This is a genomic window from Streptosporangium sp. NPDC087985 (genome assembly GCF_044741965.1).
In the GTDB taxonomy this organism is placed as follows: Bacteria; Actinomycetota; Actinomycetes; order Streptosporangiales; family Streptosporangiaceae; genus Streptosporangium.
This window is the reverse complement of the sequence record NZ_JBIUTQ010000003.1, coordinates 160668-178826: the sequence shown is the minus strand read 5'-3', so window position 1 is coordinate 178826 and position 18159 is coordinate 160668. Positions and strand designations below refer to the sequence as shown.

Annotated in this window: 15 protein-coding genes; 6 read left to right on the top strand and 9 right to left on the bottom strand. The window is 72.2% G+C overall.

Translation table 11 applies throughout. From position 1 onward, the window contains the following. Positions 1-43: 43 nt before the first annotated feature. From ACIN94_RS09675 to ACIN94_RS09650, 6 genes are all read right to left on the bottom strand, one after another. On the bottom strand, positions 44-526 hold the full coding sequence (locus ACIN94_RS09675; protein WP_400702162.1) for a (2Fe-2S)-binding protein: 483 nt from the start codon (positions 524-526) through the stop codon (positions 44-46). Positions 527-530: 4 nt separating this feature from the next. Further along, on the bottom strand, positions 531-653 hold the full coding sequence (locus ACIN94_RS09670; protein ID WP_400702159.1) for a hypothetical protein: 123 nt from the start codon (positions 651-653) through the stop codon (positions 531-533). After that, entirely contained in the window at positions 646-1515 is an 870-nt protein-coding gene (locus tag ACIN94_RS09665; protein WP_400702156.1) for an FAD binding domain-containing protein, read from the bottom strand. Before ACIN94_RS09665 ends, ACIN94_RS09670 begins: the two co-directional genes overlap by 8 nt. Then, a complete protein-coding gene (locus tag ACIN94_RS09660; RefSeq protein ID WP_400702153.1) occupies positions 1512-2927 on the bottom strand; it encodes a uracil-xanthine permease family protein in 1416 nt (471 codons plus the stop codon). The genes ACIN94_RS09665 and ACIN94_RS09660 overlap by 4 nt, the downstream gene beginning before the upstream one ends. A gap of 218 nt (positions 2928-3145) precedes the next feature. Further along, entirely contained in the window at positions 3146-3367 is a 222-nt protein-coding gene (locus tag ACIN94_RS09655; protein ID WP_400702150.1) for an RNA-binding S4 domain-containing protein, read from the bottom strand. Positions 3368-3392: 25 nt separating this feature from the next. After that, positions 3393-4955, bottom strand: a complete 1563-nt coding sequence (locus ACIN94_RS09650; RefSeq protein ID WP_400702147.1) for a PucR family transcriptional regulator — start codon at positions 4953-4955, stop codon at positions 3393-3395. A gap of 192 nt (positions 4956-5147) precedes the next feature. Here ACIN94_RS09650 and ACIN94_RS09645 point away from each other — a divergent pair, with 192 nt between their 5' ends. From ACIN94_RS09645 to ACIN94_RS09630, 4 genes are all read left to right on the top strand, one after another. Then, a complete protein-coding gene (locus ACIN94_RS09645) occupies positions 5148-6038 on the top strand; it encodes a DUF2877 domain-containing protein (RefSeq protein WP_400702144.1) in 891 nt (296 codons plus the stop codon). After that, the gene (locus ACIN94_RS09640; protein ID WP_400702141.1) at positions 6028-7410 is read left to right on the top strand and encodes an FdrA family protein; all 1383 of its coding nucleotides are present in this window, start codon (positions 6028-6030) and stop codon (positions 7408-7410) included. Before ACIN94_RS09645 ends, ACIN94_RS09640 begins: the two co-directional genes overlap by 11 nt. Before the next feature lie 64 nt (positions 7411-7474). Further along, positions 7475-8884, top strand: coding sequence for a DUF1116 domain-containing protein (locus ACIN94_RS09635; protein WP_400702138.1), 1410 nt, complete (start codon positions 7475-7477; stop codon positions 8882-8884). 229 nt (positions 8885-9113) lie between these two features. Continuing rightward, complete coding sequence (locus ACIN94_RS09630; RefSeq protein ID WP_400702135.1) at positions 9114-11078, top strand: serine/threonine-protein kinase; 1965 nt, start codon at positions 9114-9116, stop codon at positions 11076-11078. A gap of 14 nt (positions 11079-11092) precedes the next feature. Here ACIN94_RS09630 and ACIN94_RS09625 read toward each other — a convergent pair whose 3' ends face one another. The 3 genes from ACIN94_RS09625 to ACIN94_RS09615 form a co-directional block, all read right to left on the bottom strand. After that, complete coding sequence (locus ACIN94_RS09625) at positions 11093-12688, bottom strand: bifunctional 3'-5' exonuclease/DNA polymerase (RefSeq protein ID WP_400702132.1); 1596 nt, start codon at positions 12686-12688, stop codon at positions 11093-11095. 36 nt (positions 12689-12724) lie between these two features. Further along, positions 12725-14233 carry a metallophosphoesterase family protein gene (locus ACIN94_RS09620; protein ID WP_400702129.1) on the bottom strand — a complete coding sequence of 503 codons (1509 nt, stop codon included), beginning with the start codon at positions 14231-14233 and terminating at the stop codon, positions 12725-12727. A gap of 142 nt (positions 14234-14375) precedes the next feature. Then, on the bottom strand, positions 14376-15944 hold the full coding sequence (locus ACIN94_RS09615; RefSeq protein WP_400703039.1) for an FAD-binding oxidoreductase: 1569 nt from the start codon (positions 15942-15944) through the stop codon (positions 14376-14378). Positions 15945-15990: 46 nt separating this feature from the next. On the opposite strand from ACIN94_RS09615, the gene ACIN94_RS09610 reads away from it, so the two are divergent. Both ACIN94_RS09610 and ACIN94_RS09605 read left to right on the top strand, forming a co-directional pair. Then, a complete protein-coding gene (locus tag ACIN94_RS09610) occupies positions 15991-16557 on the top strand; it encodes a TetR/AcrR family transcriptional regulator (RefSeq protein WP_400702126.1) in 567 nt (188 codons plus the stop codon). Then, positions 16554-18050 carry a glycerol-3-phosphate dehydrogenase/oxidase gene (locus tag ACIN94_RS09605; RefSeq protein ID WP_400702124.1) on the top strand — a complete coding sequence of 499 codons (1497 nt, stop codon included), beginning with the start codon at positions 16554-16556 and terminating at the stop codon, positions 18048-18050. Before ACIN94_RS09610 ends, ACIN94_RS09605 begins: the two co-directional genes overlap by 4 nt. The last annotated feature ends 109 nt before the right edge of the window (positions 18051-18159 follow it).

Sequence of the window (18159 nt, the reverse complement as noted above, 5' to 3'; positions counted from 1 at the left end):
GCCCGGTTCCTCGCCGGGAGGTGCCGACCTGCCGTGCCGTGTCTCACGTCTCCTCCGCGATGATCTCGGCCGCGCGGTGAACGGACCTGACGATGTTCTGGTACCCCGTGCACCGGCACAGGTTGCCGGAGATGCCCTCCAGCACCTCCTCGCCGGTCGGCGACGGGTTGTCACGCAGCAGGGCGGTGACGGTGCACAGGAAACCCGGCGTGCAGAAGCCGCACTGCAGGCCGTGGCACTCGGCGAAGGCCCGCTGCACCGGCGACATCGCTCCGCCGGGGGCGGCGAGCCCCTCCACCGTGGTGATGTCGTGCCCGTCCACGGTGACCGCGAACGTCAGGCAGGACCGGACCGGTTCGCCGTCCAGCAGCACCGTGCAGCACCCGCACACCCCGTGCTCGCAGCCGACGTGCGTGCCGGTCAGGCCGAGATCGTGCCGCAGGCAGTCCGACAGCAACCGCCGCCCGGGCACCTCGACCTGCCGGACCACGCCGTTCACGGTCAGTGTGATAGCGATGTCGGTCACCGGCTCACCATTCCTCGTCCGCCGCGTCCACGGCCTCGTCCTCCGGCCCGTCTGGCCGCTCCCGGCCGGCCGCCGTCCCCCCGCCACGGCGGATCGGCGGGGCGCCCGGCCGGCTCGGCTCACGCATCGAGAGCCGCCCGCGCCGCGTCCCGCAGGGCCTGCTGGGCGAGGACCCCGGCGAGATGGCGCCGGTAGTCGCCGCTCGCGTGGATGTCGGCCTCCGGCTCGATCCGGTCCTGTACGGCCCGCGCCGCCGAGACCCAGTCGGCCGAGGCGGGCGGGCGGTGGCCACAGGCCTCGGTGACGTCGACGAGCACCGGGACGGGGCCCACGCTCACGCACGTCACCCTGGCTGCGGTGATCCGGAGGTCGTCGTCCAGTTCGACCAGCGCCGCGATCCCGGCCAGGGCGTAGTCGCCGTGCCGCCTGGCCACCTCGCGGAACGCGGTGCCCGAGCGCGGCGCGAGCAGGGGGAAGAACGCGGAGACGGCCAGCTCGCCCGGCTCGACGGCGGACTCCAGGGGACCGGTGAGGAAACCGGCGGCGGGGACGTCCCGGAGGGCGCCGCACCGGGCCAGCCGTACCGAGCCGCCGAGGAGGACGAGTACGGCCGGCAGCTCGGCGGCGGGGTCGGCGTGCACCAGGCTGCCGACCACCGTGCCCCGGTTGCGGATCACCGGGTGGGCGACCAGCCGGAGCGCCTGGCGGAGCAGCGGCTGGACGGTGGCGACCCGTCCGGAACGCTCCACCTGGGCGTGCCTGGCCAGCGCGCCGACCCGTACGCCGCCGGGCTCCACGTCGAGGGTGGCCAGCTCGGTGAGGCGGTTGATGTCGACGAGGTGGGCGGGGGCGGCCAGCCGCATGTTGAGCATCGGGATCAGGCTCTGGCCGCCCGCGAGCACCTTGCCGTGCTCCCCGGCCTCGGCGAGGACGTCGAGCGCCTCGCCGAGGGACCGGGGTGCGTGGTAGTCGAAAGGAGACGGCTTCACCCGGACGCCTCGCCCTCCTGCCCGGCTCCACGGCCGGGGCTCTGTCCGGTCCCTGCGGGTACGGGTTCGAGGGGTACGGTGCCGTTCCGGCCGGATATCGCCCTCAGAAGGTGGTAGCCGCCCACCACCACGATGGTGCCGAGCGCGATGCCCTCCAGGGCGAAGTCCGGGCCGACCATGTGCTTGACCGGGCCGATGGCCAGGATGATGCCCGCCCCGATCGGGACCATGTTGACCGGGTTGGAGAAGTCGACCCGGTTCTCGATCCAGATCTTCGCGCCGAGCAGGCCGATCATGCCGTAGAGGATCACCGTGATGCCGCCGAGCACGCCGGGGGGAGTTGCCGCGACCAGCTGGCCGAACTTGGGGCACAGGCCGAAGAGGATCGCGATGACGGCCGCGATGTAGTAGGCGGCCGTGGAGTAGACCCTCGTGGCGGCCATGACGCCGATGTTCTCGGCGTAGGTGGTGGTCGGGGAGCCGCCGAAGGCGCTGGCGACCGCGGTGGCGGCGCCGTCGCCGATGATCGCCCGGCCCATGTAGGGGTCCACGTCGGTGCCGGTCATCTCACCGACCGCCTTGACGTGGCCGACGTTCTCCGCGATCAGCGCGATCAGCGCCGGGAGCACCAGCAGGACGGCGGAGAACCTGATGTCAGGCAGGTGCATGTCGGGCAGGCCGATCCAGTCGGCCTCCGCCACCTTCGCGAAGCTCACCCGCGGATGCGTATCGACCACACCGGTCGCGGCGTTGTAGGCGGTGATGTTCCCGAAGACCTTGTCGGCCACCCAGGAGAGGGCGAAGCCGACGACCAGCCCGAGGAGGATGCCGATCCGGCCGATGAACCCCCTGAAGACCACGATGATCACGAAGGTGACGAGCATCGTGATCAGAGCGATCCACTGGTCCTGCGGCCAGTAGACATCCGCCACCACGTAGGCCAGGCCGAATCCGATCAGCATGACGACCGCGCCGGTGACGACGGGCGGGAACACCCGGTTGATGACCTGCACCCCGAGGTAGTGGATCGCCACGCCCACCAGGGCGAGCACCAGGCCGACGACGAGGATCGCCCCGGTGACGATCGCGTCGGCGGCGGGCGTGTCACCGCCGAAGATCGCCCGGATGGCCAGCACGCCACCCACGAACGAGGCGCTCGTCCCGAGGTAGCTGGGGACCTTCCCCTTCACGATGAGCAGGAACATGATCGTCGCGACGCCGGAGAACATGATGGCGACGTTGGGATTCAGGCCCATGACCAACGGGAAGACGAACGTCGCGCCGAACATCGCGATGACGTGCTGAGCCCCGAAGCCGACCATGCGCGGCCAGGACAGCCGTTCGTCCGGCCTGACCACCTCCCCGGGCGCCAGAGTCCTGCCGTCGCCGTGTCTGGTCCAACCTGCAACCATCAAGCCCCACCTTTCACCGGGCCGTCGGTCGGTGGCCGCCCCGCAGGCATCCCTCCGGCGAATCCGCTTGCTGTCGTTGCGGGCACGTTAGGCCCGCGACCGTCTTCTTACACTGTCATGATCTGCCAAAGCTGATCCGCTGACCAGTGGTCGCCTTACGCACAGCGCCCTCACCGGTCAGGTGAGCACCACGCGGAACACGTTCCGTGCCGGCCAGGTCAGCTCCGGGTGCCGACGACGTGGATCTCGAAGCCGTCGCCGGTGACGACCTGACCAGCCCGGATCTTGCAGGTCTTGCGGAGTTCGACCTCGCCGTCCACCATGACGTTCCCCTCGGCGATGAAGTGCTTGGCCTGTCCGCCGGTGTCGGTGACGGCGCAGTACTTCAGCAGGTCGCACAGCGGGATGTAGTCGGTCTCCAGCTCAAAGGTCTCGTTCACGTCCCAGAGTTTAGAGGCCGCAGGTTCAGATGCCGCGCATCCGCAGGACGTGGAGCGCGAGGGTGAGGTTCAGGCGCAGGTGGGCGTCCTCGGTGAAATTGCCGAGCATCCGTTCCAGCTTGCCGATGCGGTAGCGGAGCGTGTTGTAGTGGAAGTGCAGCCGGCGGGCCGTCTCCGCGACGTTGAGGTTGGTGTCCAGCAGCACCTGCAGGGTCCGGCGGAGGTCGGCGTTCTCGGCGTCGTTGTCGGAGGCCAGCGGACCGAGGGCCTCGCGGACGAAGGCATGCAGCTCGGCGGTGTCGTTGACCAGGGACAGCAGGCGGTAGACGCCGAGCTGGTCGAAGTGGGCGACGGCGGCGGGGCCGTGGAGCTGACGGCCGACCCGGGCCGCCTTCACCGCCTGGCCGTACGCCTCGGGGAGGTTCTCGGCCCCGACGGCGGTCCGGCTGGTACCGGTGGAGAAGGTGGCGGGCAGGCATTCGGCGAAGGCCGCGGCGGCGTCCTTGGCCAGGCGGGTGGTGTCGACGGCCGCGTCCACGATGGTGACGACCTCGTGGGAGAAGCCGGCCACCGCGCCGCGCGGATCGTGGCGGCGCATCGCGGCGGTCCAGCAGGTGACCAGCCGGTCCTGAGCGATGCGCTCGTCCCGCTCCGGGTCGAGTTCGGCCACCAGCACGGTGACCGGGCGTTCCAGATCCCAGCCGAAGGCCCTGGCCCGCGAGGCGACGCGTTCCGAGCCGCCGGCCCGGCCGGTGAGCACGTCCCGAAGGAAGTCCGCACGGTATTTGCTCTCGACCGCGTTGACCGCCTCCTGCCGGGTCACCACGAGCGCGGCGACGGTAGCGGCACGTTCCAGTATTCCGATGTCGCTGTCGGCGACCGACCCGACGGGGCCGCGGGCGACGATCCGGCCGTGGTGGTGGCCGCCCGCGACGACGGGCACCGAGGTGTGGCTCCCCTCGGGAGCCCCCCGCAGCGCCGCCAGGTGCTCGGCGGGCCCGGCCGAGGCCAGCACACGGCCTGCCCCGTCCAGCACCGCCACGGCCACGTCGAGCAGCCCGGCCACCTCGGCCGCCACCTCGTGCAGCCCGCCTCCGGCCAGCACGACCTGGACCAGCGCCCGGTGCGCCTCCTCGGCCCGGGCCAGCACGGCGGCCTGCCGGTTGAGGATGTCGGTGAGCACCTGGTTGAGGATGTCGTCGAAACCGACGTCCTCGGGGAGCTGGATCAGCGGGAAACCCAGCCGGTCGGCCTGCTCCACCATCTCCTCGGGCAGCCGGTCCACATAACGGCCGAGCTTGATGGCCAGTGCGGCCAGGCCACGCTCGTCCAGGTCCACCACCAGGCGGTCGAGCGACTGGGGGGTGTTGCGCAGCGGGTAGCCGGTGGTGAGCAGCAACTCGTGCGGCTTCACCCAGGCGAGGACGTCCGGAACCTCCATGACGTTGAGCCGTTGCACGATCCGCCCCAGGCCCCGCTCCCCCGCGAGCAACCGTGCCCCGGCCAACGTCGAGACGCCGAGGACCTCGCCGACGGCGACGCCATGAATGATCGTGCCGGTACTTGCCAGGCGCACGGGAGGTTCCATGCAGCGATTGTGACCGATGGAGCCGTCTGTCAGGAAGAGCCAACCTTTGGGCCGACTGTTGGCACCTTTCTCCGTACGGTAGTGATCAGAGGCCGTTCTACCGTCGGCTCAATGGATGGGGGAATCCGTGATCGAGCACAGCGAGCGGACCGACAGGCCCGGCACCGGCACCGGACCGCCGAGGGAGGCCCGGTGACCGTTGTAACACGTTCCAAGGCCCGGCGGGCCCACCCGCGGACAGACACGACCGGCGCGGCCAGCACGGCTCTGCGCCCGGTGCTGGAGTCGCCCCGCCGCCCCGCGCGGGTGCTGGCGGCCTTCTCCTCCGGGATCTACCTGGAGGTCCGTACCGAGCTGGAACCGCACGTGATCGCGGTGGTGACGGGCAGTGCCGTCAGACTGCCCAACTCGATGGTGGTCACCGGCCCGATGCCGCAGGTCACCGTCGGAGACGAGGCCCATGTCGGCGACGGCTCGATCGAGATCGGACGGCTCAGCCTGCGGGCGGGCCGCTGGTGGAACCCTGCCCCGGTGCTCGGTCCGGTGGATCCCGTACGGCTGGCGGCCTCGCTGCCCAGGATGACCGGGCTGTGCGACCGCTCGACGCGACGTCCGGGGCTGGCGGGCAACGACGCCGCCGACCTGCTGGCCGAGGGCTGCGCGCAGGCGTCCCTGCTGCGGGGCGTCATGGCCGCCGAGCAGCTCGTCGGGCTGGGCCCGGGACTCACTCCCAGCGGTGACGACATGCTCGCGGGGCTGCTGGTGGCGCTGCGACACCTGGGCACGGCGGCGGGGGCACCGCGCGCCGTCTGGCTGGCCGACTGGCTGGCCGCCGCGGTCACCTTCGACGCCCGCGGCAGGACCACCCCCATCTCCGCGACCCTGCTGCACTGCGCGGCCCGGGGCGAGGCCAGCGGCGAGGTGCTGGCCGTACTGCGGGCCCTGGCGGGACGGCAGGCGCTGGAGCCGGCGCTGCACCGGCTGCTCCAGCTCGGCCACACCTCGGGAGCGGACCTGGCCTGGGGGTTGCGCATCGGCCTCACCTCCGTCGTCAACCTGAAGGACAGGGCGAGTGAGCACTGATCTGGTCCGGATACGCAGCGGGGTGTACCACGACTCGGTGAGCCTGATGAGGGTCAGCCAAGCGGTCACCGATCTCCCCGGGGTGGAGGTCGCGGTGGTGGCGATGGCCACGGAACTCAACCGCGGGATAGCCACCGAGCTGGGCTTCGACCTTCCCGCGGCGGCCCCGGCCGACCTGCTGATCGCCCTGCGGAGCGGCGACCCGGGCGCGCTGGAGACGGCCGCCGCCGAGCTGGACCGGCTCCTGGCCGGTCTCGCCGGCAGGACGGCGGGCGTGACAGCCACCGAGCAGCCGCCGCGCACCGTCCACGCCGCCGCACGCGACCACGCCTCCACGCTGGCCCTGGTCTCGGTACCGGGTCCGCACGCGTTCGCCGAGGCGATGGACGCGATCGAGGCCGGCCTCTCTGTGATGATCTTCAGCGACAACGTGCCGGTCGAGCAGGAGGTGCTGCTCAAAAGACGCGCCGGTGAGCTGGACGTGCTGGTGATGGGGCCCGACTGCGGCACCGCGGTGATCGGCGGGGCCGGTCTCGGCTTCGCGAACGTGCTCCGGCCGGGTCCGGTCGGGGTGGTGGCCGCCTCGGGGACCGGCGCCCAGCAGGTGACCTGCCTGCTGGACCAGGCGGGCGTGGGGGTCAGCCACGTGCTGGGAGTGGGTGGCAGGGACCTGTCGGCGGACGTGGGCGGGCTGTCCACGCTCCGCGCCCTTGAGGCGCTCGACGCCGATCCGGCGACCGAACTGATCGCTCTGATCTCCAAGCCCCCCGCTCCCGAGGCCGCGCACGCCGTACAGGAGGTCGTCGCCAAGCTCGGAACCCCGGTGGTGACCGCGCTGCTCGGCTCCGGCTCCGGCAACCTGACCACGGCGGCCGAGACCGCCCTGCGCGCGCTCGGGGTGCCGGTGCCCGCGTGGCGGGCATGGCCGGCGCCCGGGGCCCGCGAGCGTGCGGGGACACTGCGGGGCGTCTACTCGGGCGGGACACTGTGCGTGGAGGCCCGGCTGACCGCCGGCACCGGGGAGTTCACCGACTTCGGCGACGACGCCTACACGCGTGGCCGGGCCCATCCGATGATCGACCCCGCGCTCCGCCTGGAGGCCCTGGCCAAGGTGCCGCCGGGCGACGTCGTCCTGCTCGACGTGGTTCTCGGGCACGGCGCCGACCCCGACCCCTCGGCACGGCTCGCCCCCGGAATCACCGCGGCGGTCGGCCGGGGCGTGCCGGTGGTCGTCGCGCTGGTCGGCTCCGAGGGCGATCCCCAGGGGCTGGACGTCCAGGCGGAGGCGTTGCGCGCGGCGGGAGCCGCGGTGTTCACCTCCAACGCCCAGGCCGCCGAGTACGCGGCCGGTCTGCCGGCGAGCGCCCGTTGACCCGCCGCGCGCGGTCCGGAAACCGCCCGGCCGGAAGCCGCCGTTCCTCGCTCAGGAGGTGCCGATGACGCTGCCCATGCTCTCCGGAGAGCCCCAGGTGATCACGGTCGGAGCCGAGATGCTCGGCGAGGCCCTGGACGCGCAGGCGGTGCCCAGGGTGGGGGTGGACTGGCGCCCGCCGATGCCCGGCACCGCCGGCGACCTGGCCCGGGTGCTCGCCGACCCGCGCAGGGTCCGCGCCAACGAGACCGCCGTGGGCCGCCTGGTGTCCGCACGGCCCCAGCTCGTCGGCGTACGGCCCGCACACGAGGTGCTGGACCTGCCCCGGGGCACGTTCCTGCACGCGGGGCCCCCGATCGACTGGGAGCGGGCGTCAGGCCCGATGCGCGGCGCGCTCGTCGGGGCGATGCTGCTGGAGGGACTGGCCGCCGACGCCGAGGAGGCCGGTGAGCGGCTGGCCGCCGGGCAGGCCCGGCTGGAGCCCTGTCACCATCACCGGACGGTGGGTCCGATGGCGGGTGTGGTCAGCCCGTCGATGTGGATGTTCGAGGTCCGTGACGCCGAGCACGGCGGCACCGCCTACTGCTCGCTCAACGAGGGCCTGGGCAAGGTGCTGCGCTACGGCGCCTACGGCCCGGAGGTGCTGGCGCGGCTGGGCTGGATGGGCCAGGTGCTCGGCCCCGTCCTGCGGGCCACCCTGGAGCGGACCGGCCCGCTGGACCTCAGAGCACTGGTCGCGCAGGCCCTGCAGATGGGCGACGAGCTGCACAACCGCAACCGGGCCGCCACCTCGCTGCTGGTGCGGGAGCTGGCGCCGGGGATCGTGGACGCCGCCCCCGGCCACGCGGCCGAGGTGCTGCGCTTCGTCAACGGCAACGACCACTTCTTCCTCAACGCGGGCATGGCGGCGTGCAAGGTGAGCACGGACGCGGCCAGGGACGTGCCCGGCTCCACCATGGTCGTCGCGATGGCCCGCAACGGCACGGACTTCGGCGTCCAGGTCTCCGGGCTGGGTGACCGCTGGTTCACCGGCCCGGCGGGCGTGCCTGACGGTCTCTATCTCGGCGCGTACGGCCCCGCGGACGCCAACCCCGACATCGGCGACTCCACCATCACCGAGACGGCGGGCCTGGGCGGTTTCGCGATGGCCGCGGCCCCGGCGATCGTCAGGTTCGTCGGCGGCGACGTGTCCGACGCCATGGTGGCGACCCGGTCCATGTACGAGATCACCCTTGCCGAGCACCCCGCCTACCAGATTCCCGGCCTCGACTTCCGGGGCACACCGATCGGCATCGACGTCACGCTGGTAGCCAGGACGGGCCTGCTGCCCACCGTGAACACCGGTATCGCGGGCCGGGTCGCGGGCACGGGCCAGGTCGGCGCGGGTCTGGTGAGCCCACCCGCCTCGGCCTTCACCGCAGCCCTGGCCGCGCTTGCCGAGTCGGCCGACCCCGGTGGCAGGGCGGACGAGTAGTCGTTTCCCGTGGATCCACGGCCCAGAAATTCATGATCAAACCTTGGAACGCGGCGGCGTATCGCGGTTCCGGTATCGGTTCTCGGACGGCAGGTCGGCGGCGCGCGGAGGGACGCTCCCGGTATTTACCGCGATGCGCCCCCTCGCCCATCAACTTCCATTACCGAATGTAATCCCGATATCGTGTCCAACTTACAAATAGGGTTGGTTGTGGGGGGGACGGGGTACGATGACCGATCGTTTGCTCGGCAAGGCCCCAATGGGACCGGAGGACGAGAACGCCGGCGCGACCACGCCGGCGACACAGGGCAGACTGGCGGGCCGGCGATACCGCCTGATGGCACCGGTCGGCCGTGGCGGCATGGGCATGGTGTGGCACGCGCACGACGTACTGCTCGACCGCGACGTCGCGATCAAGGAGCTGATCCTCCCCTACGGACTGGACCACGCCGGCAGGCAGGTGGCACACCAGCGCATGCTGCGCGAAGCCCGTTCGGCGGCGCGACTCAGCCACCCCGGAATCGTCACCGTCCACGACGTCGTCGAGGAGGACGGCCGCCCCTGGATCGTGATGGAGCTGGTCCGCGCCTGGTCCCTGGAGCAGGCCGTACGGCAGAACGGGCCGTTGCCCGTCGCGCAGACCGCCGAAATCGGCGTCCGGATACTCGACGCGCTCCGCCACGCCCACGCCGCCGGAATCCTGCACCGCGACGTCAAACCCGCCAACGTGCTACTCACCTCCGACCGGGTGGTACTCACCGACTTCGGCATCGCCGCGGTGGAAGGCGACGTCGCGATCACCCAGACCGGCCCGCTGATGGGCTCCCCCGCCTACATCCCGCCGGAACGGCTGTCCGGCCGGCCCATCACGCACGCCGCCGACCTGTGGTCCTTCGGTGTCACCCTGTACGCGGCGGTCGAGGGCCGCCTGCCCTACGAGGGCCCCGACGCGGTCGCCGTACTGGGCGCGATCCTCACCCAGGAGCCCATCCGGCCACAGCGGGCCGGAGCACTGGTCGCCGTCATCGACGGCCTGCTCCGCAAGGATCCCACCGACCGGATGACCGCCGCCCAGGCCTCGGACCTGCTGGACCGGGTACTGCGCAGTCACGGCTCCGCTCCCCCCCAGCGCGAGCCCGTCGCACGGCGCTCGCCATCGCCGTTCCCAGGCGACCCCACACCGATTCACCTCATGCCGCCGCTGGACCCACCACCCGGGCCGATGCCCTCACGGATCATCGAGACCCCCTCCGGCCCCGTGCGGGTGCCGTACGACCCGGCGGCCGACACGCCGGGGTCCCCCACCGGGACGTCCGGCGGGCACCAGCGCGGCTACGATGCGCTGCGCAGCCCATCAGCCGATCTCGGACGCCCCCTGCCGCCCGAGCCGCGGAACGGTCCCACCGGCGAGACCGCGGGCATCCCGTCGCACGGGTCTCCCGAGGCCGGGCTGTGGCCCGTGGCGGCCTCGGACGGCCAGGCCGTCCGCGACACCGCGCGAGACGCCCGGTCCGTGACGGCGCCCAGCCGGCTCGGAGGCCGCAGGAGCTCCCGCCGCCGGGCAGGGAACGACGGCGGCTGGATACGCGACGGCCGTCCGGCGCCGCGCCTGCTACTGGCCGGCGGAGCCGTGGTGCTGGCCGGACTGGCCGGGCTGCTCGCCCTGCTCCTCGGCGGCGGCCCGGATCCGGCAGGGAGCCCGGACCCGTCTCCGGCGACCTCCACACCCACCGGCCCGGCGTCGCCGTCGCAGGCGCGCGGCAAGGTCCCCGAGGGGTTCAGGACCCTGAGCGGGGGCGGCGTCTCCGCCGCGGTGGCCAGGGGCTGGACGGTGAAGACGGAGAAGGCCGGCTCAGTCACCTTCTCCGGCCCGAGGAACAGCGGGCAGAGCATCGTCGTCACCCAGGCCCCGGTCACCGATCCGGTGACCGCGCTCAACCGGGCAAGCAAGCAGGGGCTGGACGAATACATCGAGGTCGGGGTGGCACCGGTCCGGTACGGCACATGGAAGGCCGCCGACTGGGAGTACACCTACGTCCGGCCCGGAAGCGTCATACCCATGCACGGACTGACCCGCTACGTCGCGCTCGACGGCCAGACCGCCTACCAGATCACATTCACGGTGCAGGACCTGGAATGGGAGAAGAACGCCCCGCTCCGGCAGGCCTTCCTCGACACCTTCGCGGCGGGCTGAGCCCCGGCGACCACTCACTTGGCGTCGGCGTAACACCGCACCGCGAGGGCCTGCATCGGGAAACGGACCGGGGTCGGGCCGAACAGCAACCGGGTCGCCTCCTCGGCGGCCCGGCCAACCGCGGCGACGACCTCGTCGGCCAGCTCCGCAGGACAGTGCACCATCACCTCATCGTGCTGGAAGAACACCAGCCTTGCCGGATCGGGCAGCAACCCGCGCAACACGGCCATGAGCGCCAGCGCCCACTCCGCCGCAGTGGCCTGCACCACGAAGTTACGGGTGAACCGGCCCCGCTCACGGGCCGCCCTGCTCCCCTCGGGACCGGAGACCAACTCCCGCCAACGGGCCGAAGGCGGCGGACAGGTACGGCCGAGCCAGGAGCGGACCAACCGGCCCTCCTCCCCACTCCGCGCGGCATCCTCCACGAACTGATAGGCCCGGGGGAAGCGCTGCCGCATCACGGCCAGCAGCTTGGGCGCGTCCCCACTGGTCCCGCCGTACATCGCCGACAACATAGCGATCTTGGCGTGGTCACGCTCACCGCCGAACACCTGGGCCAGCGCCTGGTAAAGGTCGACCTGCCCCGCCGCCCTGGCCAGACCGCCGTCCCCGGCCATCGCCGCCAGCACCCGGGGTTCGAGCTGCGCCGCGTCGGCGACGACCAGCGTCCAGCCCTCATCGGCCACCACGACCCTGCGCATCACCTTGGGGATCTGCAACGCGCCACCACCACTGGTGGCCCACCGGCCCGACACCACACCGCCCACCACGTACTCAGGCCGGAAACGGTGATCACGGACCCACTGGTCGGCCCAGACCCAGCCGTGGAAGCTGTAGATCCTGGCCATCTCCTTGTAGGCCAGCAGGGGCGCGACACCCGGGTGATCGATCTTCTTGATCTCATGAGCCCGGGTGGAGCTGACAGGCATGCCCACCGACTTGAACGCCTTGGCGATCTGCTGCGGGGAGTCAGGGTTGAACGGCGTGCCGAAAGCCGCCGCCACCTGGTCCGCCAAGGCCTGAAGCTTGGCCGGCCGCATGCCGTGCACCGGGCGCGGGCCGAGCAGTCCGGTCAACAGCCTGTCATGCACATCCTCCCGCCAGGGCATGCCCTCCTGGCGCATCTCCTCGGCGATGAGCGCCCCGGCGGACTCGGCGGCGACCAGCAGCCGGAACCGCCCCGGATCCGCAGTGGCCTCGATCCGCCGGAGCTGGCCGGCGTGGACCTCGGAGACCAGGCCGACGTCAGGCGCGGGCGGCTCCTCCTCGAACAGCATGGCCTGCCGCGCCTGTGGCCCGTGGTGGTCCTCCGGCACCGGGAGACCATGCAGCCGCGCGTGGGCGGCCTGAGCCGACCGGGGCTCACCGTGACGGCCCTCGTATCCCAGGAGCAGACCCTCCGTCAGCGCCAGATCGTGGCAGCGCGTCAGCCGCACGCCCGCGGCGAGCAGCGCCGGATAGACCTCCCGCGTGTCCGCCCAGACCCAGCGCGGCCGACCGGCCTCCAGTTCGCGCACGACCCCCGCGAGATCGCCGACGGCCCACGCGGCGCGCCCGCCGGGGCGCAGCACACCCCCACCGCCGGGACCTGCCGCGACTGCCACGTTCATACGTCACAGACTGCCACGCGAAACCGACATTCTCGATCAGACGAGCGGGATGACGACCTCGTCTTCGAGCGGGGGTTCGATCTCCTGCGGCAGGCAGCCGGTGGCGGCGAAGCAGCGGATCCGCAACGTCCGCGGCGTCACGGAGATGTGCAGGAAGCTCTTGAAGAACGGCGGCGTATCCCAGTCGGACAGCTCCGACAGGTAGCGGTGGAAGATCCGGCCCACGGGCAACCGGAGGGGCATCGGCCAGCCGCCGAGGATCCGCGCCGCCCACCGCATCCGCCGGGTGATGGAGACGGGCGGAATGTCCCTGGGCGGGGCGTTGCCGATCCGCTCCGACATCAACGCCACGCCCTCCTCGGGCGTGAGGTAGAGCCAGCGCATGCGCAGCCGATCGCTGTAGAGCTTGCTGTAGAACGACAGCGAGTCACCGCGGAGCGGGTAGCACCGGTAGTCGTCCTCGTGCAGGCCGCCGACCGTGACCCTGGGGGTGGTGTGGGTAGCGTGCATGAAGGCCCCGGAGCCGCCCGCCACGATGTACTGGATCGTCCGGTCACCGACCTTGATCGGGAAGCGCTGGTAGTTGTGCACGTCGCCGCCTATCGCCGCGACGTAGTTGTGCGCGGGATCGGTGACGACGTCGTCGATCGTGCCGCCGCCTTCGAGCGCGGAAGGCTTGTAGTCGTTCCGGGTGTAGACGGGCTTGCCGGTGATCAGCACCTTGGGCCGGGGATCACGCGAGACCTCGCGCAGCCACCCGGCCTGCTCCCGGTCGAGCGTGCCGTCGATACCGGTGTCGACACCCACGATGAGCAGCCCGGGTGCCTCCATCGCCCAGTACGGCGCGGGCTGCACGGCCTGCTGCCCGGGCAGCGCCCGGCGCTCACGCGCCCTGGCCAGCCGGGTTTCGTCGATCTTCTCCGGCTTGCGCCAGAGCAGCCCGCGCAGCCCCGCGGGCGAGAGTTCGAACCCCTCGCGCTCGGCCTCGAGCGCGGGGGCGTCGCAGAAGACGCGCATGAAGCCGCCGAGCCCGTCGTACCAGTCGTGGTTGCCGGGGACCGCGTAGATCGGCGCCCGGTAGTCCTGGTAGGGACGGAAGAACTTGTCGTCGTACTCGTTCCCGGATCCGGTGGGGTAGATCACGTCGCTGGCGATGACGGCGAAAGCGGTGTCCGCGCCGAGTCTGAGCAGACCGGGAACCACGGCGTACTGCGAGGCGTCGCCCTCCCCGGTGTCCCCCAGGACGAGGAAGGAGAACTCCGGCCCGACGTCCAGCGGGATCCGGAAGGAGGGATCGACGCCCCGGTCCCGCTGGTAGGCCACCCAGCGGGCCCTGACCTGGCCCGAGGGGTCGCCGAACAGTCCCGCGAGGACCTCGTTCCTCGACCTCCAGAGGGTGCGCGGGCTGAACCAGGTGAAGGTCTCCTCGTTGGGCCGCAGATCCTTGAAGGAGCCGACCTGGACACAGGACCAGCCCGCGCCCTCCTCGGAGACCCGGGAGGAGACCTCACGCCCGCGTTCCGCGGCCTGCCCGACATCATCCATGACCATATTTTGGCGGTGATCTTACGGAACCGCACCCATCTCAGGAAAAGCGGCCCGGCAACCTGCCGAGGCCGCTGACTTTACATTGTAGATTTCAAACGGGCGTCCGTACGGCCGGTCCCGGAAAGACGGCGGAGAGAATCTAGGCGATCAGCACGCCGGGGTTGAGGATGCCCTCGGGGTCGAGCCGGTCCTTGACCCCGCGCAGGATCTCGACCCCCAGGTCGCCGATCTCGGCGGCGTAGGCCTCCCGGTGGTCGCGGCCGACGCCGTGATGGTGGGAGATCGTGCCCCCGGCCGTGACGATCGCCTCGTTGACCGACCGCTTGGCCGCCTCCCACTGCGCGAGGGGATCCTCGGTCTGGGCCGTGACGACCGTGAAGTAGAGCGAGGCGCCTGTGCCGTACACGTGGGAGACGTGGCACATGACCAGCGGCGAGCCGAGCGAGGCGTGCAGCGAGAGCCGTACGGCGTCGTAGAGCCGCGGGAGGTTGGACCAGAACCCGGCCGTCTCCAGCGTCTCCACGGTGGCCCCCGCCGCGAGCAGGGAGTCGCGCAGGTAGGGCGCCGCGTAGCGGCCGTGCGCCCAGGACTCGCCGGGGCCGGGGCCGAGGGAGACGCCTCCGAGCCCGGACAGCACCTCCGCGGCGCGTTCCCGCTGGAGCGGCACCTCCGAGGAGGGACCCTCGTAGCCCGCGATGACCAGGCAGCCCGCGTCGGCCGCCAGGCCGCCGAGCTCCTCCGGCCTGGTCAGGCCGACCATCGTCTCGGTCTCGTCGGACAGGCGCAGCACGGTGGGCACGGGACCGTCCTGGGCGAGCCGCCGCAGTGCGGCCGATCCCGCCGCGAACGACGCGAACCGCCATCCCTCATAGATCCGCTCGGCGGGCGCCCGCCGCACGCGGAGTCTCAGGGAGGTGATCACCCCGAAGGCACCTTCCGAGCCGAGGATCACCTGGCGCAGGTCGGGTCCCGCGGCGGACTTGGGGGCGCGGCCGAGATCGAGGGTGCCGCGTGGGGTGGCCACGGTCAATCCGACGACCATGTCGTCGAACCGGCCATAGCCCGCCGAGGCCTGGCCGCTGGAGCGGGCCGCGGCGAAGCCGCCCAGTGTGGCGTACTCGAACGACTGGGGGAAGTGGCCCAGGGTGAGCCCGTGCCCGGCGAGGAGCTGCTCGGCCTGGGGCGCGCGCAGCCCCGGCTCCATCTCGGCCACCATCGACTCGGTGTCCACCGAGATCAGCCGGTTCAGCCGGGCCAGGTCGAGGGCGACGGCCCCCGCGAAACCCTGCCGGGCGGCCACCAGGCCGCCGACCACCGAGGTGCCTCCGCCGAACGGGACCACCGCGACCCGGTGCGCGGCGCAGGCTCGCAGCAGTTCCAGCACCTCGGCGTGCGAGCCGGGCAGCACCACGGCGTCGGGGGCGTCGGAGCCGTCTCCCGCGCGCATGCGCATCAGGTCGGGGGTGGACTTGCCCCGGGTGTGCCGGATGCGGGCGTCGTCGTCGGAGCGGACGTGGCCGGCGCCCACGATGTCACGCAGCTCGGCGAGGACGGGCGGGGAGAGCGTCACGGGGGGAAGCCGCACCTCGCCGAGACTCGCGGCCGGGACCTCCGGCGCGTGCACGCCCAGCATGTCCCGGAGCAGCCGGCGGACCGGCTCGGGCAGCTCGGAGGCTCTGGCGGGGTCGCCCCAGCCGGACCAGAGCATGGGTTCGGCGGCGATCGTCGGAATTTCCACCTCTACACTGTTACATATGACGTCTATTCGTCACAATACGACTATGAGTAACGGCGACCCGGTCCTCGACGCCGCCCGCGAGATGGTGCTCGCGGTCGGGGTGCGGCGGACCACGCTCACCGACGTGGCAAGGCGGGCCGGGGTGTCCCGGATGACGATCTACCGCCGCTGGCCCGACGTGCGCGGTCTGGTCGCCGACCTGATGACCCGCGAGTGGGTACTCGTCGCGGGCCGGTTCGCCACCGAGGACCCGGTCACCGCGGCGGTCGCGGTGGTGCGGGCACTGCGCGACCATCCGCTCTGGCGCAAGATCGTCGAAGTGGACCCCGAGCTGCTCCTGCCGTACCTGCTCCAGCGCCGGGGCGCCAGCCACGAGGCCATGCTCGCGCTCATCGAGTCGGCGATCGCGCGAGGCCAGCAGCGGGGCACCATACGGCCCGGCGACCCGGAGACCCTGGCCAGGGCCGTGCTGCTGACCGCCCAGTCGTTCCTGCTGTCCGGTCCGACCATGCTCGCCCCCCTCACCCAGGACGGGCTGGACGCCGAACTCACCGCTCTCCTGGAGAGGTACCTGCGCCCTTGACTTCCTCCCTCAACGCCGCCCGCCGTCTCCGTGAACTCGCCGAGGTCCGCGACCTCGTGGTGGACGTGCTGGTGGTCGGACTCGGCGCCACCGGCACCGGAGCGGCGCTCGACGCCGCCTCCCGGGGCCTGTCCGTGGCCGCGATCGACGCCCACGACCTGGCCTTCGGCACCTCCAGGTGGAGCTCCAAGATGATCCACGGGGGGCTCCGCTACCTGGCCAGGGGTCAGGTGGGAGTGGCGCGCGAGAGCGCGGTGGAGCGCGGCGTCCTGCTCCGCCACACCGCCCCGCACCTGGTCAGGGCCGCGCCGTACCTGCTGCCGCTGACCCCCGCGGTCTCCGGCGGCCAGGCCGCGACGGCGATGACCGGCTACCGGCTCGGCGACGGGCTGCGGATGGCGGCACGCACGCCCCGCCGACTGCTCCCCGGCCCGTCACGGATCTCCGCGGAACGGGCGCTGGCCCTCGCCGCGCCGCTGAACCGGGACGGCCTGCGCGGCGCGCTGCTCTCCTGGGACGGGCGGCTGGTCGACGACGCCCGGCTGGTGGTGGCGCTGGCCAGGACGGCGGCGGCGCACGGCGCCAGGATCCTGACCCGCTGCCGGGCGCTGGAACTGGCCGGAGACGGGGCCCAGGTCCGCGACGAGCTCACCGGAGACACCTTCACGATCCGGGCCAGAGCCGTGATCAACGCCGCCGGCGTCTGGGCCGCCCAGCTCAACCCGGACATCCGGATGCGGCCGTCACGCGGCACCCACCTGGTACTCCGGCCGGAGACCCTGCCCGGCCTGCGGGCCGGGCTGCACGTACCGGTCCCGGGCGAGAGCAACCGGTTCGCGCTGGTCCTCCCCCAGGCCGACGGCCGGATCTACGTAGGGCTCACCGACGAGCCGGTGGAGGGGCCGCTTCCCGACGTGCCGCAGGCCCCGGAGGAGGACGTGACGTTCCTGCTCGGCGTCCTCAACTCGGTGCTGGAGGTGACGGTCGGACGGGAGGAGGTGGCCGGGACCTACGCCGGGCTGCGGCCGCTGCTGGCCGCCGAGGGACGCACCTCCGACCTGTCCAGGAAGCACGCGCTGCTGACCTCCGCAGGCGGGGTCGTCACGATCGTGGGCGGCAAGCTGACCACCTACCGGCGGATGGCCCAGGACGCGGTCGACCGGGCGGTGCGGCTGCGGGATCTCGACGCCGGCGAGAGCCGTACGGCGCGACTGCCCCTGGCCGGGTTCACCCCCGGGGACGTCAGGGCACCGGGGCGTCTGGCGGAACGCTACGGAAGCGAAGCGGAGTCTCTGCGGGCGCTCATGGCGGAGGATCCCGCGCTGGCCGAGCCGCTGCCGACCGGGATCACCGGGGCCGAGCTCGTCTGGGCGGTCAGGCACGAGGGCGCGCTGAACGTCGGCGACCTGCTCGACCGCCGGACCCGCATCGGCCTGGTCCCCGCGGACAGGGCGGCCGCCCTGCCCGCGGCCCGGGCCGCTCTGGAATATTGACGCGATCCATCTCCGCCCGGCTATTGACAACGGAGCATTGACACCGGTTGATATCAATCTCTTGACGTGGACCCTCCGGAGGCCATAAAGGCTCTACCCGCACCGCACG

Excerpts from the sequence above, each read along its gene's own strand:
- ACIN94_RS09670 (WP_400702159.1), bottom strand. The coding sequence starts at position 653 with ATGCGTGAGCCGAGCCGGCCGGGCGCCCCGCCGATCCGCCGTGGCGGG.
- ACIN94_RS09650 (WP_400702147.1), bottom strand. The coding sequence starts at position 4,955 with ATGGAACCTCCCGTGCGCCTGGCAAGTACCGGCACGATCATTCATGGC.
- ACIN94_RS09615 (WP_400703039.1), bottom strand. The coding sequence starts at position 15,944 with ATGCTCTGGTCCGGCTGGGGCGACCCCGCCAGAGCCTCCGAGCTGCCC.
- ACIN94_RS09630 (WP_400702135.1), top strand. The coding sequence starts at position 9,114 with ATGACCGATCGTTTGCTCGGCAAGGCCCCAATGGGACCGGAGGACGAG.
- ACIN94_RS09660 (WP_400702153.1), bottom strand. The coding sequence starts at position 2,927 with ATGGTTGCAGGTTGGACCAGACACGGCGACGGCAGGACTCTGGCGCCC.
- ACIN94_RS09610 (WP_400702126.1), top strand. The coding sequence starts at position 15,991 with ATGACGTCTATTCGTCACAATACGACTATGAGTAACGGCGACCCGGTC.
- ACIN94_RS09620 (WP_400702129.1), bottom strand. The coding sequence starts at position 14,233 with ATGGATGATGTCGGGCAGGCCGCGGAACGCGGGCGTGAGGTCTCCTCC.
- ACIN94_RS09635 (WP_400702138.1), top strand. The coding sequence starts at position 7,475 with ATGACGCTGCCCATGCTCTCCGGAGAGCCCCAGGTGATCACGGTCGGA.
- ACIN94_RS09625 (WP_400702132.1), bottom strand. The coding sequence starts at position 12,688 with ATGAACGTGGCAGTCGCGGCAGGTCCCGGCGGTGGGGGTGTGCTGCGC.